Source organism: Actinoallomurus acanthiterrae (assembly GCF_054775715.1).
The window spans coordinates 4,209,032-4,223,912 of sequence record NZ_BAAHCO010000001.1 but is presented as its reverse complement, the minus strand read 5'-3'; the positions used below and the strand labels follow the sequence as shown (position 1 = coordinate 4,223,912).

Here is a 14,881-nt window from a genome sequence, read left to right as displayed (position 1 = left end):
CGAAGCCGCACATTCTGCAGGAGTGGTCGATCGGTTGACCGTGTTCCAGGCTCCAGACGCCGGCCGGGGAGAAACCGAAACCCGAATCGGGTTCCATTGTGGCGACCACGGTCCTATCGTTGCGTCAAACAACCCAGGTGCTGTGGAGGGCCGATGCCCGAGACGACGACCGCGTACCGGATCTGCCCCCTGTGCGAGGCCACCTGCGGCCTCGAGCTGACGATCACCGATGGCCGGGTCACCGGCGCCCGGGGCGACCGCGCCGACGTCTTCAGCCACGGCTTCATCTGCCCCAAGGGCGCGACCATCGACGAGTTGGAGAACGACCCCGACCGGCTGCGCTCCCCCATGATCCGCGACGGCGACGGCTGGCGCACGGTCGGCTGGGAGGAGGCGTTCGCGGCGGTGCGCCGCGGCCTCGACGGAGTCGTCGGACGCCACGGCCGCCAGGCGCTCGCCCTCTACCTCGGCAACCCCAACGTGCACACTCTCGCGGGCGGCCTGTACGCCGGGCCGCTCGCGCGGGCGCTCGGCAGCACGAACGTCTACTCCGCGAGCACCGTCGACCAGATGCCCAAGCACGTCTCGAGCGGGCTGCTGTTCGGCGACCCCCTCGCCATCCCGGTGCCGGACCTGGACCGCACCTCCTACCTGCTGATGCTCGGCGCCAACCCCCTCGAGTCCAACGGCAGTCTGTGCACCGCCGCCGACTTCCCCGGGAAGCTGAAGGCGCTCCGCCGGCGCGGCGGCACCCTGGTCGTCGTCGACCCGCGCCGGACCCGCACCGCCCGCCTCGCCGACCGGCACCTGCCGATCCGGCCGGGCGCCGACGCCTACCTGCTGTTCGGCGTCGTGCAGACCCTGTTCGCCGAGGGGCTGGTCGCCGACACTCCGGGGGTCGACGGCGTGGCGGACGTGGAGCGGCTCAGCCGCGACTTCGCTCCGGAGCGGGTGGCGGATGTCTGCGGCGTCCCGGCCGAGGAGATCCGGCGGCTGGCCCGCGAGCTCGCCGCCGCCCCCGGCGCCGCCGTCTACGCCCGCATCGGCACCTGCACCGCCGAGTTCGGCACGCTCACCAACTGGCTGGTCGACGTCGTCAACGTGCTGACCGGCAACCTGGACCGGCCCGGCGGCGCGATGTTCCCCCTCGGCGCGCACCGCCGCCCGGGCAAGGGCACCGGACCCGGCTTCCGGACCGGCCGCTGGCGCAGCCGCGTCCGCGGACTGCCGGAGGTGAAGGGCGAGCTGCCCGCCACCACGCTGGCCGACGAGATCCTCACCCCCGGCGAGGGCCAGGTGCGCGCCCTGATCACGGTGGCCGGCAACCCGGTGCTGTCCACGCCCGGAGGCGAACGCCTCGGGGACGCGCTCGACGGCCTGGAGTTCATGGTCAGCGTCGATCCGTACCTGGGCGAGACGACGCGGCACGCCGACGTCATCCTCCCGCCGCCCCCGCCGAGCCGGTCTCCGCACTACGACATCGCGTTCGGGGAGTTCGCCGTGCGCAACAACGCGCGATACTCCCCGCCCGCGCTCCCCCTCCGGGACGGGGAACTCGACGAGTGCGCGATCCTGTCCCGCCTCATCGGCATCGTGTCCGGACAGGACACCGACACCGACGAATCGGTCACCGCCCATCTCCTCGGCAAGGCGGTCGCCGACCCGTCCTCCCCCGTCCACGGCCGGGACCCGGCGGAGCTGCGCCCGCTGCTCACCGGCGACACCCCGGCGCTGCGCCGCCTCGACCTCATGCTGCGCCTCGGAGCGTACGGCGACGGCTTCGGCGCGATCCCCGGCGGCCTGTCCCTCCAGGCGCTGCGGGACGCACCGCACGGCATCGACCTCGGCCCGCTGAAGCCCCGGCTGCCCGAGGTCCTGCGGACCCGGTCCGGCCGGATCGAACTGTGCCCGCCGCCGCTGGCCGAGGACACCGGCCGCCTCCGCGACGGCCTCGCCCGCCGCCGTACGGGCCTGGTCCTCATCGGCCGCCGCCACCTGCGGTCGAACAACAGCTGGATGCACAACCTACCCGGCCTGGTCCGGGGCTCGAACCGCTGCACGCTGCAGGTCAACCCCGACGACGCCGGCTGGGGCTCACGGACGCCGGAACGGCCAAGGTGACGAGCGCCGGCGGCACGATCGAGGCCGAGGTGGAGGTCACCGGCGAGGTCATGCCCGGCGTCGTCAGCCTGCCCCACGGGTGGGGTCACGGCCTGCCCGGCACCCGGATGTCCGTGGCCGCCGCCCACCCGGGGGCGAACGCCAACGCCCTCACCGACCCGCTCGCCCTCGACCCGCTGTCGGGCAACGCCGTCCTCAACGGGGTGCCGGTGGAGGTCCAGCCCGCCTGACGGACGCCGGTCCAGTATTTTTGGCTGTCATGAACCGGGCACCCGCCTCGGCTCTCGAACGCCGGGTCATCGCCGCGGCCGAGGCCGCCCTCACGAGCTCCAGGTCAGTGTCCATGATCGACATCCTGACCGGACTGGGCTGGCTGCCCGGCCGGCGGGTGGACGAGTGGCGTCAGGGGCGCGTCGCCGACCTGGAGGAGGCGCTCAGCGTACGGCCTGACAAGCTCGCCACCGCGCTGGCGACCCTCCGCGCATGGGCGGAGCGCCAGGGGCTGAGGCCGAGCGAGACCGCGTACGTCGCCGCCGCCCGCGATCGCCGGCCGCTACGGTTCACCTCCGATGGCGACGAGGCCGTCGAGCGGGCGTTCCGGACGCACTGGTTGTCCCCCGACCTGTCCGAGGCCAGGCGCGAACGGCTGATCGAACGGCAGAACCGCGCTCCGGACCTGGTGGTCGTCATGCCGCTCAAGGACTGGAACTGCGTGGTCTGTCACGGCACCGGCGACCTCATGATCGTGGAGGACGACCAGTCGACCTGCCTGACCTGCGCCGACATGGATCACCTGGTCTTCCTGCCCTCGGGGGACGCCGCGCTCACCCGGCGGGCGAAGAAGGCGAGCACCCTGTCCGCCGTCGTCGTCCGATTCAACCGGCGGCGCAAGCGGTACGACCGGCAGGGGCTGCTGGTCGAGGAGCCCGCGCTGGAGCTGGCCGAGGAGCAGTGCCTCGCCGACGAGGACGTACGGGCCCGGCGGCGGGAGCGTGACCGTGAACGGCGCGCCGATGAGGACCTGGAGTTCCAGGCGAGAATGGCCGGCGAGATCAGGCGGATGTTCCCCGGGTGCCCCGCCGACCGGGCGGAGGCGATCGCCCGGCATGCCGGGACGCGCGGCAGCGGGCGCGTCGGACGGTCCGCCGCCGGGCGCGCCCTGGACGATGGGGCGATCAGAGCCGCGGTCGTCGCGTCGATCCGGCACGAGGACACCGGCTACGACACGCTGCTGATGTCCGGAGTACCGCGGATGACCGCACGGGAGCGGATCCGGGCCGACGTCGACGCCGTCCTGGAGCGCTGGCAGAACTGACCCGCTGGTCGGTCGAGGTCGCAGGGCTGCCCCGCTGGTAGGACCAGGCCGTTGGGCGGCCGTTGCGTGGGGCCAGGCCGTTGGGTGGGGCCAGGCCGTTGGGTGGGGCCAGGCCGTTGGGTGCTATCAGCCGCCGCCTCGCGCGTCCGCCGGGTGAACGCGCGGACCTCGGCGGCGTGGATCAGGCGACGAGCTCGGACTCCTCGTCGGCGGGGGTGGGCAGACGCCCGGCGCTCGCCGCCGTGACGGTGCCGCCGACGGTCTTCTCCTGCGGGAACACCCACTTCTTCATCGCCCACCAGCGGAAGGCCATGCCCATCAGGGTGCCGATGATCATGCCGCTGAGGAAGTCGGAGACCTCTTGGGCCACGTGGCTGACGTTCGGGTACTGCAGGTCGAACGCGTAGCGCGCCAGGTAGAGCGGGATGTCGTTGACGGCGACGCCCAGGGCGCTCACCGCGAAGAACAGCACCGCCTCGACGTGGCGGCTGCGGCCCCCGCGAGCGCGGAAGGACCAGCCGCTGTTCATCAGGTACGACGCGATCGTCGCGACGATGATCGCGATCGTGAGCGCCGACACGGGCTTCGTCTTCATGACGGTCAGCTTCAGCCCGTAGTTCACCCCGGCCGTCAGCACAAAGCAGACGCCGCCGGTGAAGGCGAATTTCACCAGCTCACGATGCTTGACCAGCAACGGGCGCAGTGGCGCGGGGACTCGGGAGAGCGTGATCCGGGTAAGCGACACCCGGGCAGTCTACGGGCCATGGGCCATCGGATGTGCCCGTCCCCCGACATGTCGGGCCGGATCGCGCGGTATCCGCCCATCCAGGGCCGCGCGCGTCATCGATCATTCCCCCGCGAACGGACCGGCTAACGCGCGGGTCGTCGGGAATTCGATGGATTCGCCGACCCGCCCGCCCCTATGGTCGTCGCGGCCAGGAAAGTCGCGGCCAGGAGAATCATCGGTCGTCGACAGGAGCGGATCATGCGAGTGCACTATCCCCGCACTCCTCACCTGCCCTGGTCGCCGGGTGTCGGCCCGGACGACGTACGCGCCGCCGACCTGTCCGGCTTCGCGGGCCGGGACGTCGTCGTCACCGAGAAGCTCGACGGGGAGAACACCACGATGTACCCGGACGGGCTGCACGCCCGTTCGACGGACAGCGGACACCACCCGTCCCGCGCCTGGATCAAGGCGCTGCACGGGAGGATCGCTCACCGCATACCGGACGGCACGCGGGTGTGCGGGGAGAACCTCTACGCTCGTCACTCGATCGCCTACCGGGACCTGGAGGGCTGGTTCTACGCCTTCTCCGTGTGGGACGGCGACCACTGCCTGGACTGGGACGACACCGTACGATTCGCCCGGCGGCTGGGCCTGCCCGTCCCCGCCGTACTGTGGCGCGGCGTCTTCGACGAGCGGGCCGTCCGGGCGCTCCGCCTCGACACGGAACGGCAGGAGGGCTACGTCGTCCGCACCGTCGACGGCTTCCACCGCGACGAGTTCGCCCGCCGGGTCGCCAAGTGGGTACGACGCGAGCACGTGCGCACGGATCGGCACTGGATGCTCGGCCCCATCGTCGAGAACGGCCTGGGCCCCGCCGCCGCGCTGTGGCAGGCACGTTCGGGGGCGACTCCGGAGCCGGCGGCCCTCCTCGATGCGGTGGGAATGACGACAGCCGACCTGCCCGCCCCCAGGCCGACCCCCGGCGCGTCCACCGCCGCGCCCGGCGCCTCCGAAACCGCTCCCGATGCTTCCGCGACCGCCCCCAGGCTGGCAGATGCCTCCGCCGTCGCACCCAGTGTCTCCGGAACCACCCCCGGTGCTTTCGCGACCGCCCCCGGCACATCCGAAACCGGTCCCGGCAGCTCTGCGGTCACCGTCGACACACCCGGAACGGTCCCTGGCGCGTCCGACGCCTCGCGCGCGGCGCGGGACACGGCCGTCGAGCACGCCGAGGCCGTGCTCGCCGACGCGTCTGCCCGCCTCGACCTCCTCGGGCGCTCCGGCGACGAGCGCCTGGCGGGCCTGCTGGCGGCCCTCCTCCACGACACCGACCGGGCCCGGCTGATGCCGCGGCTGGCCGAGCCGCTCGGCATCCCCCTCGCCCGCCGGGTCGCGGACCTCGTCGGCCTGCATACCGGCCTGCACCATCCGTTCCCCGACGAGGCGCGGCGCACCGGCCTGAGACGCCTGGCGGTCATGGCCGACGTGGGCGTGCTGCACGCGGTCGCCGCCGCGGTGCTGACCGGGCGCGACGATGCCGAGGCCGCCGAGGAGCGCGAGCAGGTCGGCTGGTCCGAACTGCACGCCGACGAGGCCGGGCTCCTCGCCGAGTCGCCCCTGGAGCCGCTGCGCGGCCTGCGCCAGGCGCTCGCCGACGACCCCGATATCGGCCAGGACGCGGCGGACCGCTGCTGGGCCGAGGCGCGGGAGGCGTACGCGCTGGGCCGGATCGCCACACCGGAGGAGGCACTGGCCCTCACCTGGCGATGGCGGTCCGGCGCCTTCCCCCGGCTCATCGTCATGACGGGGCCGTCGGGCAGTGGGAAGAGCACCTTCGCGGCGGGTCTTCCGGGCGTCGACGCGGTCGTCTCGCTCGACGACCTGCGCCAGGCCCGCGGCTCTCGCGCGGACCAGAGGGCCAACCCGGAGGTTCTCCGGGCCGGGCTGCATCGGCTCGGCGCGCTCCTCGCGGAGGGCGCGACCGTCGTCTGGGACGCCACGGCACTGAACCGGCACCAGCGTTCCCTGGTCCACGCCGTGGCGCGCCGGCACGACGCACTGACGACGCACGCGGTCATGCTGGTCCCCGGCGACCAGCTGACCCGGCGTAACGCCGGCCGCGATCACCCGGTGCCCGCGGACGTGCTCTCCGCCCAGCTTCGCCGCTTCTCCCCGCCCTATCCCGGTGAGGCGCACCGCACCTGGTACGTCGGTCCGGACGGCGGTGTCGGCGACGTCGCCGGAGCCATCGACGACGCGATCCCCCCGGACACCAGGAGCGACCGTGCGTACCAGTGAGGAGATCTACCACCGGATCCGCTGGGACCCGCGGTTCGACCCCGCGCGGTTCCTGCTGGGGATCAACGTCCGTGGGGCCGCGCCCAAGCGCGTCCCGCTGCCCGCGTTCGTGCCGGGCGGCGACGTCCCGTGGCACCGGATCCTCTTCATCGAGGCCGACGGCGAGGTGGTCTGGGACCGTCGCGCGGGAGTGGACCGGGTCGACGCGTCACCGGCCGGCCGGGTGCGGGAGGCCCGCAGACTCCGGGCGCCGTTCTTCACCGCCAGGACACCGGTGGCGTGGGACCCGGTCGCGGGCTGGCGTCCGGCCGAGCCCGTACCGGCCGGCCCGGCGCCGGCCCACCTGCGGGTGCTGACGTGGAACACCCTGTGGGACCGCTACGACGCCGACCGCATCGACACCGCCCGCCGCCGGCCGCTGCTGCTGGAGTCCCTCGAACGTTCCGACGCGGACGTCATCGCGTTGCAGGAGGTCGAGGCCGGTCTGCTCGACCTGCTGCTGCGGGCACCCTGGGTCCGCTCCGGCTACACGCTGGGCACCGATCCGGCGGGGCCCGACGTCGACGAGACCGGGCTCCTCGTGCTCAGCCGCCTGCCCGTACGCGAGGCGGGCCTGCACGTCCTCGGCCCGCACAAGGGCGTCGCGGCCGTCACCGTGGAGTCCGCCGCCGGGCCGGTCGTCGTGGCGGCGACCCATCTGACCAGCGACCACGCCGAGAACGGCCCCGCCCGGCGCGAGTCGGAACTCGCGCGGCTCGCCGAGGTCCTGGCCGGCGTGGACGGAGACGTCGTCCTCCTCGGCGACTTCAACGACGGGGACACCGCCCTCGCCGGCGTAATCGGCGTACGGGACGCCTGGACCGAGATCCACGGCCCCGCCGACCCGGCCGTGACCTTCGACCCGGCGGCCAATCCGCTGGCCGCCGTCTCGTCGCTCTCCGGCCGGGCGTCCCGGCTCGACCGGGTGTTCCTGAGCGGCTCCGCCCTTCACGCCACCGATGCGCGTCTTCGCGGAGACTCCCCGATGACGCCGGACGGCCTGTTCCCGTCCGACCACTACGGCGTCGCCGTCGACGTCGCCGCCGACGGGACGCAGCCGTCCTCCGGCCTGTCCGACGTACGGCCGACAGCGCGGACGGCGGTGGTGTGGATCCCGCCGGAGGACGTACGGCTGGCGATCCAGGAGATCCGCCGGGACCACGACCCCCGATTCGACCGGTGGCCGCCGCACGTCACCCTGATGTTCGGCTTCGTGCCGGAGTCGGAGTTCGACCGGGCGGCGCCCCTGCTGTCCGCCGCCGCGGCCGCGACCGCCCCGTTCACGGCGCGGCTCGAGGGCGTCCGCGCCTTCCACCACCGGGACGACGCGACGATCTGGCTCGATCCGGCCGCAGCCGGGGCGGCCCCCTGGGCGGATCTGCGCGCCTCGCTGGAGCGCGCGTTCCCGCGCTGCCGAGGCGCGGGCAGTGTCCCGCACCTGACCCTGGGAAAGACACGCGACGCGGAACGTCTCATCGCCCGCTTCGACGCACGCCTCGGTAGCGTGTCCACCCGAGTCGGCGAACTCGTGCTGCTGTCACGCCGGGCCGACGAGCCGATGCGCCCCAGGGCGACCGTCGCCCTGGGAACCGGCGAGATCCACTGGCTCAACGACGAAGCACCCCTCGTGAACGAGCAGGGACCGTCACCCAAGCGCCACCCCGAGAACGCGCCGGTGCCGACGACCGAGACCGCCCCGCGTGCCGCCCCGACCCGGACGGCCAAGACCGACCCCCGCACCGCCCCGACCCACACGCCCGAAGCCGACCGGCCCACCACGCCGACCCACGCGCCCAAGACCGACCCACGCACCGCCCCGACCCACACGCCCGAAGCCGACCGGCGCACCACGCTGGCCCGGCTGCGCTCGGCGGAGCTGGTCTCGGAGCGGCTCCGCGCCGCGCTGGCGGAGGGCGTCGTCGAGGTCGTCGGATCCCGGCGCATGGGCTGTGCCCTGACCGGCGCGGACCTGGACGTGGTGGCGACGCTGCCTGGGGCGCCCGACCCTGCGGATGTCCGGGCACGTGTCGCGGCGGCGCTTCCGGAGTCGACCGGGATGCGGCGCGTGACCGGCGCCCGGGTGCCCGGCCTCCGGTTCCGATACGCGGGGCTGGACGTTGATCTGATGGTGGTCGCCGCAGGGAGCGTCGCCCCGGCCGAGGCCGTGCCGCGCCGCGCGGAACTGGACGAGGCGTCCGCGATCGCGCTGAGCGCCGTCAGCGACGCCGACGCCGTCCTGGCTGCGGTCGGCGGGCACCGGGACCGGTTCACCTGGCTCGCCCGGCAGGTGAAGGCATGGGCGAAGGCACGCGGCCTGGACTCGGCTCCGTTCGGCGGTCTGCCCGGCCTGGCCTGGACGATCCTGGCGGCGCGCACGATCCGGGAGGCGGGGGACCTCCCGGAGGGCGACCTGCTCCGCCACTTCTTCGGCACCTGGGCCGCCTGGGACTGGCGGCACCCGGTCCTGCTCCGGCCGAACCAGTCCGAGCCGGGATCCCGACCAAACGAGCCTGCGCCGGCATCCGGGCTGGATCGGCCGGGGTCCAGGCCAAGCCAGTCCGCGCCAGGACCCGGGCCAGACCAGTCCGCGCCGGGCTCTGGGCCGGACCAGTCGGGATCAGGGTCTGGGCCGGAGCAGCCCACGCCAGGATCCGGACCCAACCAGCCCACGCCGGAGGTCGGGCCGGACCAGCCGGAGCCGGATCCGGTGGTGCCGGCGGCCGTCCGGATCATGACCCCGACGGCTCCCGTTCGGTCGTGCACCGACCAGGTCGGCGACGGCGGGCGGGATCTCCTGACGCGGGAGCTGTACCGAGCCTGGGAGATGCTGGAGGAGGCGGGGGCCGACCGGGAGCTGCCGGCCGGGCTACTGTCGCCTCCGCCGATGCACCGGCGGCACGCCGCGTGGGCAGTCATCACCGTACGAGAGACGCCGGCAGAGGAGTTCGGCGTGACGCTCGGCCGCGTACGAGGCCGGGTCCGGGCACTGCTCGCCGCGATGGAGGACGCCGGGATCGCGGACGCGCACGCCTGGCCCCGGCCGTACGAGCCGGGTCCGGGGGCGGCGCGCTTCGCGGTGGGGCTGGGCCGTAGGCCCCCGGACGCCACCGGGCTCGCCGCGATCGCGGGCCCCTGGGCCTCGACGCTGCGCGGCGTCACCGTCGAGTGGGCCGGATGCGGCGAGGTGCCGACGCTCCACTGATCTTGCGTTGAGGGATCGATGAGACGTCCGCGACCCCGGCGGGCGGCCAGAACGTTCGCTCCGGTGGCGAGCGCCGCAGGGGGAAGTCGGCGCGCTTCGCGGTGGCGCTGGGCCACAGGCCCAGCGCCACCAGGCTCGCCGGCCCCTGAGTCCTAGCGCTGCGCGGCGCCACCGTCGGTTGAGCCGGATTCGGCAACGTGCCGGCGCTCCGCTGCCCCCGCAGGCGGTGTCAGCGGCCCCAGGACAGGAAGCTCCCTCCAGTGGCGAGCGCCGCTGGAGTGAGTCGGCGTACGGCGGCGACTCGGCCGTCCTCCGAGGCAGGTCCGCACGAGCTCGCGACGGCATCACGAGGACCGATCTGGAGCGGGTGGCAGAGGCGGGCGGTCCTGACAAGCGGTCGGGGCGCTGGATGCAGTGTCGAGCGCCCCTGCGGGTTCTGGCTCGATTTTCGTGAGTGAACGGCTCCGGACCAGGCGAACCTGTCCGCTCACCGCCCCGCCTCCCATGGCCCTTTGCTCTGCTTACCCTGAGTACACATCTGGCACGGTCCACCGCCTACTCGGCGTAAGCAGAGCAAAGGCCTTCGGGAACACATGCAGCCTTGCCCCGGGGCCTGGGCGACCGTTACCGCGACCGCCACGAAATGTGAGTCAAAACCCCCTGCGGAAGACAGCCGGCCGAGCACCCGGTCAGGGGCGACCGGCGGCCACCGGCTCGGGTGCGGGTTCGGGTGGGAGCGGGGTGGGGCGGACGCGGAGCGCGTGGGCCGCCCAGGAGGGCAGCCACCAGTTCCAGCGGCCGAACAGTGACACGAGGGCGGGTACCAGTAGCGCGCGGATGACCGTCGCGTCCAGGAGGACGCCGAGGCCAAGGCCGGTCGCGAACACCTTGAGGTCCGTCATCGGCGCGGAGGCCAGTGAGGCGAAGGCGAAGAAGAGGATGAGCGCCGCGCTGGTCACCAGCCGTCCGGTGCGGCCGATGCCCTCGACGACGGCGGCCCGCGTCGATCCGGTCCGGTCGTACTCCTCGCGCATGCGCGCCAGGATGAAGACCTCGTAGTCCATGGACAGGCCGTACAGGAACGCGAAGACCATGACGGGGACGAACTCCGTGATCGAGCCGGTCGCCGCGATCCCCCAGATCGGCTTCGACCCGTAGCCGTCCTGCCAGACCAAGACCATCGCGCCGAGGATCGCGGCCAGCGACAGCAGGTTGAGCAGTACCGCCTTCAGGGGCAGCAGCAGTGACCGGAACGCCCGGGCGAGCAGCACGAACGTCGCCAGCGCGATCAGTGTGAGCATGAGCGGGAACGCCCCGTACACCGCCTCGGCGAAGTCGACGCCGGTCGCGGCCGTGCCGCCGACTCCGGTGCCGGCGGGCACCGCGGCGCGGACGCGGCGGACCGTGTCCTTCCCTGCGGCGGAACCGCCCTCGGCGGCGGGGACGACCGTGACCAGGGCCGTGCCGCCGCGCCGCCAGGCGGGCGTGTCCGGGGCGACCGCCGTGACGACGCCCGGAACGCGGGCGAGCCGTGCCGCCGTCGCCTCCGGGTTCCCGCCCCGGGGGACCAGGACGTCGATCGGGGTGAGGGCGCCGGTCGGCACTCCGGCGCGTACCAGGGCTGCCCGGCCCTCGTACGCGGGCCCGGTCGAGGCGAGGGCGTCGCTCTCGGCGTCGCCCAGGTGCAGGCCGAGGGCCGTGACGGCGAGGACGCCGAGGAAGGCGCCGGAGACCGCGACCGCCGCCCACCGGAACCGGACGACGCCGCGCGCCCAGGCGGTCCAGCCGCGCCCGGCCCCGCCGCCCCGGCGCAGCTGCGGCCGGTCGATCCGCGACCCGTACCTCGCCAGCAGCACCGGCAGCAGCGTGAGGACGGCGACGACGCTCACCACCGGGATGATGATCCCGCCGTAGCCGACGCTGCGCAGGAACGGCACCGGGAGGACGACCATCGCGACGAGGCCGATCGCGACCGCTCCGCCGCTGAACACGATGGCGCGCCCGGCCGTCGCCATCGCCCGGCGCACCGCCTCGTCGCCCTGATGCCCGGCGGCCTGTTCCTCCCGCCACCGTGTCACCAGCAGCAGCGAGTAGTCGATGGCCACGCCCAGGCCGATCAGCGCGACGATGAACTGGACGATCACGCTCACGTCGGTGACCGCCGTGAGCCCGTACACGACGAGGAACGACGTCAGGATCGAACAGGCGGCGATGAGCAGCGGCACGAGGGCCAGCAGGGACCCGAAGACGAACGCGAGCACGGTGAGCGCGCCCAGCCCGCCGACGAGCGTCTCGGACAGGACGCTGACGCCACGGCCCGACCCGCCGCCGCCGCCGGACTCCAGCGCCCTCATCCCGGTGACGCGGAGGGTGGCGCCGGGAGGCAGTGCCGCGCGCATCGCCGCCGTGACGGGCCCGGTCGGGACGGAGGCGTGCATCCCGCCGCCCTGACCGGCCGGCGTGTACACGAAGCCGAAGGTCGTCCGGGCGTCGCGCCCGACGAGACGCCGGTCGCCGGTGTCGGCGTAGGAGACCGCGCGCCCGTGCACGGCCGTGGCCGCCGCCGTGAAGGCCCGGCCGACCTGAGCGCGGACGCCGGGCGAGTCGACGGTCCGCCCCGCGGGCAGGACGACCACCGGCACGAGGGGGTCGCCGTTCCCACCGGTGCCGTACGTCCGCGCGATCGCCGCGTTCGTCTCGTACGAGGGCCGGCCCGGCATGGTGTTCTGTGCGGAGAGCCGCCCTCCGATCTGCGCCGTCGCGAGCACACCCGCGACGGCGAGCGCGAGCCAGGTGAGCGTCATGGCGAGCTTGTGACGCAGCACGAAACCGGAGAATCTTTCCATGCGGGCCAGGACAGCAGCCCGCTCTTCGGGTGCCGTGTGCCCGTTCTGGGAGTTCCCTGTCACAGGGTTCTCACAGCGTTCTCACAGGACGACGCGGGACACTGGGCTGCGTGACGGACCCCACCATCCGGGTGCTCGTCGTCGACGACGAGCCCTACCTCGCCGATCTGGTCGCGACGGCGCTGCGGTACGAGGGATTCGAGCCGGCCGTGGCGGGCACGGGCGCGGAAGCCATCGCCCAGGTCACGGCGTTCCGGCCGGACCTCATCGTGCTCGACGTGATGCTGCCGGACGGCTCCGGGATCGACACCTGCCGGCGGCTGCGCCGGGACGGCTGTGAAGCCCCCGTGGTGTTCCTGACCGCCCGCGACGCCACCGAGGACAAGATCGCCGGACTGACCGTCGGCGGCGACGACTATGTCACCAAGCCGTTCAGCCTGGAGGAGCTCATCGCCCGGATCCGCGCCGTGCTGCGCCGCACGAGCCGTCCCGGCGCCGCCGCTGCGCGGCTCGGCTTCGCCGACCTGGAGATCGACGAGGACGCCTATCAGGTGTCCCGGGGCGGCACGCCGCTAGAGCTCACGCCGACCGAGTTCAAGCTGCTGCGGTACCTCGTCATCAACGCCGGGCGGGTGCTGTCGAAGCGGCAGATCCTCGACCACGTCTGGGACTACGACTTCGGCGGCAACGACAGCGTCGTCCAGACCTACATCAGCTACCTGCGCCGCAAGGTCGACGCCGTCGATCCCCCGCTGATCCACACGGTGCCGCGTATCGGGTACGTCATGCGCCTGCCCCGGGCGTCGTGATGTCCCTGCGCCGACGGCTCATCCTCACCCTGCTCGTCCTGCTCGCGGCCGGCCTCGCGGCCGCCGCGGTGGGCAGCTTCGCGACGCTGCGGCACGACATCGTCCGCCGTACCGACCGGCAGCTCAACGTGGTCGGTATGACGATGGAGGCGGCGTTCGGCACGCGCACCGACCCGATATGGGTGGGCCCGAACGGTGCATGGGTGGCCCAGGCGCTGGCCGCCAGCGGCACGATCCCGTCCTTCATGCAGATCCGCGCGGCGGACGGCAGCGTCGTCCAGACGCTGGCCGCGGTGGACGGGCCGCCGCTGCCGCCGCACCCCACCCCCGCGGCCGTGACGACGCGAAACCCCGACGGCGCGCGGATCTACAAGGTCGGCGGCCTGCACGCCACGACCGACTGGCGGCTCCGCGTCTCCCGGCTCCGCAACGGCCGGATGCTGCTCATCGGCACTCCCACCAAGGACGCCGACAGCGCGATCAGGCACCTGGCCAGGGTCGAGTTCGTCGTCTCGTCCCTCGCCCTGGCCGCGGTGGCCCTCCTCGCGGCCAGGGCCATCCGCCGGGGACTGCGCCCGCTGGAGGAGATCAGCGGCACGGCGCGCGCGATCGGCGCCGGCGACCTGTCCCGCCGCGTACGGCGCGCCGAGCCGCGCACCGAGGTCGGACGCCTCGGCCAGGCGCTGAACGACATGCTCGGCCAGATCGAGACGGCGTTCCGGGAACGTGAGGCGTCCGAGGAACGGCTGCGGCGGTTCATCGCCGACGCCTCCCACGAGCTGCGCACGCCGGTCGCGACCGTCCGGGGATACGCCGAGCTGTTCCGCCGCGGGGCGGCCGAACGCCCCGACGACCTGGCCAAGACGATGGCCCGCATCGAGGCGGAGGCCGAGCGCATGGGATCGCTCGTCGACGAACTCCTCCTCCTGGCCCGGCTCGACCAGGGACGCCCCCTCGAACGCGAGCCGGTCGACCTGACCCGGCTCGCGGCCGACGCCGTGGCCGGCACCCGCGCCGTCGAGCCCGGCCGGCCGATCGATCTGGAGACGACGGACGAGGCCGTGGTGCTCGGCGACGCGATGCGCCTGCGCCAGGTCCTCGACAACCTGCTCGCCAACGTACGGCGGCACACGCCCGCGGGCACCCCGGCCACGGTACGGATCGGCGTCGCCGGCGACCAGGTGGAGATCGCCGTGACCGACCACGGCCCCGGCCTCACCGAGGACCAGTGCGAGCGCGTCTTCGAACGCTTCTACCGCGCCGACCGGTCCCGCTCCCGCGAACACGGCGGGGCCGGGCTCGGCCTGTCCATCGTGGCCGCCGTCGCCGAGGCCCACGGCGGCACGGTCGCGGTCACGTCGGAGCCGGGCGAGGGCACGACGTTCACGGTCCGCCTCCCCCGCGCCCCGAGCGACGTTCCTCCGGCGCGTCAGGACCTGTCCGCGCCGTCGCCGTAGGACTCCAGAAGCGACGACGGCACTGCCCTGACGAGCGGGCCCAGCCGTCTACATGCCTCGGCAGCCC

Annotated in this window: 9 protein-coding genes; 7 read left to right on the top strand and 2 right to left on the bottom strand. The window is 73.8% G+C overall.

The genetic code is table 11. From position 1 onward, the window contains the following. The first annotated feature begins 153 nt into the window (after nt 1-153). From ACYVF7_RS20435 to ACYVF7_RS20425, 3 genes are read left to right on the top strand one after another with little or no spacing between them, the layout of a single operon-like run. The gene (locus ACYVF7_RS20435) at nt 154-2,121 is read left to right on the top strand and encodes a molybdopterin-dependent oxidoreductase (RefSeq protein WP_460342770.1); all 1,968 of its coding nucleotides are present in this window, start codon (nt 154-156) and stop codon (nt 2,119-2,121) included. Beyond that, the gene (locus ACYVF7_RS20430) at nt 2,118-2,351 is read left to right on the top strand and encodes a molybdopterin dinucleotide binding domain-containing protein (RefSeq protein WP_460342767.1); all 234 of its coding nucleotides are present in this window, start codon (nt 2,118-2,120) and stop codon (nt 2,349-2,351) included. The genes ACYVF7_RS20435 and ACYVF7_RS20430 overlap by 4 nt, the downstream gene beginning before the upstream one ends. A gap of 29 nt (nt 2,352-2,380) precedes the next feature. After that, a complete protein-coding gene (locus ACYVF7_RS20425) occupies nt 2,381-3,436 on the top strand; it encodes a DUF2293 domain-containing protein (RefSeq protein WP_460342764.1) in 1,056 nt (351 codons plus the stop codon). A gap of 181 nt (nt 3,437-3,617) precedes the next feature. On the opposite strand, the gene ACYVF7_RS20420 is transcribed toward ACYVF7_RS20425, so the two are convergent. After that, nucleotides 3,618-4,181 (bottom strand): GtrA family protein, encoded by a 564-nt coding sequence (locus ACYVF7_RS20420; RefSeq protein WP_460342761.1) that lies wholly within the window; start codon nt 4,179-4,181, stop codon nt 3,618-3,620. A 240-nt stretch (nt 4,182-4,421) separates the two neighbouring features. On the opposite strand from ACYVF7_RS20420, the gene ACYVF7_RS20415 reads away from it, so the two are divergent. After that, complete coding sequence (locus tag ACYVF7_RS20415; protein WP_460342758.1) at nt 4,422-6,461, top strand: RNA ligase family protein; 2,040 nt, start codon at nt 4,422-4,424, stop codon at nt 6,459-6,461. Then, on the top strand, nt 6,448-9,702 hold the full coding sequence (locus ACYVF7_RS20410) for a poly(A) polymerase (protein WP_460342755.1): 3,255 nt from the start codon (nt 6,448-6,450) through the stop codon (nt 9,700-9,702). Before ACYVF7_RS20415 ends, ACYVF7_RS20410 begins: the two co-directional genes overlap by 14 nt. A 689-nt stretch (nt 9,703-10,391) precedes the next feature. On the opposite strand, the gene ACYVF7_RS20405 is transcribed toward ACYVF7_RS20410, so the two are convergent. Continuing rightward, nucleotides 10,392-12,548, bottom strand: a complete 2,157-nt coding sequence (locus ACYVF7_RS20405; RefSeq protein WP_460342752.1) for an MMPL family transporter — start codon at nt 12,546-12,548, stop codon at nt 10,392-10,394. Between the two features lie 110 nt (nt 12,549-12,658). Between ACYVF7_RS20405 and ACYVF7_RS20400 the strand changes: the two genes are divergently transcribed. Together ACYVF7_RS20400 and ACYVF7_RS20395 are read left to right on the top strand one after the other, a co-directional pair. Next, entirely contained in the window at nt 12,659-13,357 is a 699-nt protein-coding gene (locus ACYVF7_RS20400) for a response regulator transcription factor (protein WP_460342749.1), read from the top strand. Continuing rightward, nucleotides 13,357-14,814 carry a sensor histidine kinase gene (locus tag ACYVF7_RS20395; RefSeq protein WP_460342746.1) on the top strand — a complete coding sequence of 486 codons (1,458 nt, stop codon included), beginning with the start codon at nt 13,357-13,359 and terminating at the stop codon, nt 14,812-14,814. Before ACYVF7_RS20400 ends, ACYVF7_RS20395 begins: the two co-directional genes overlap by 1 nt. Nucleotides 14,815-14,881: the final 67 nt, after the last annotated feature.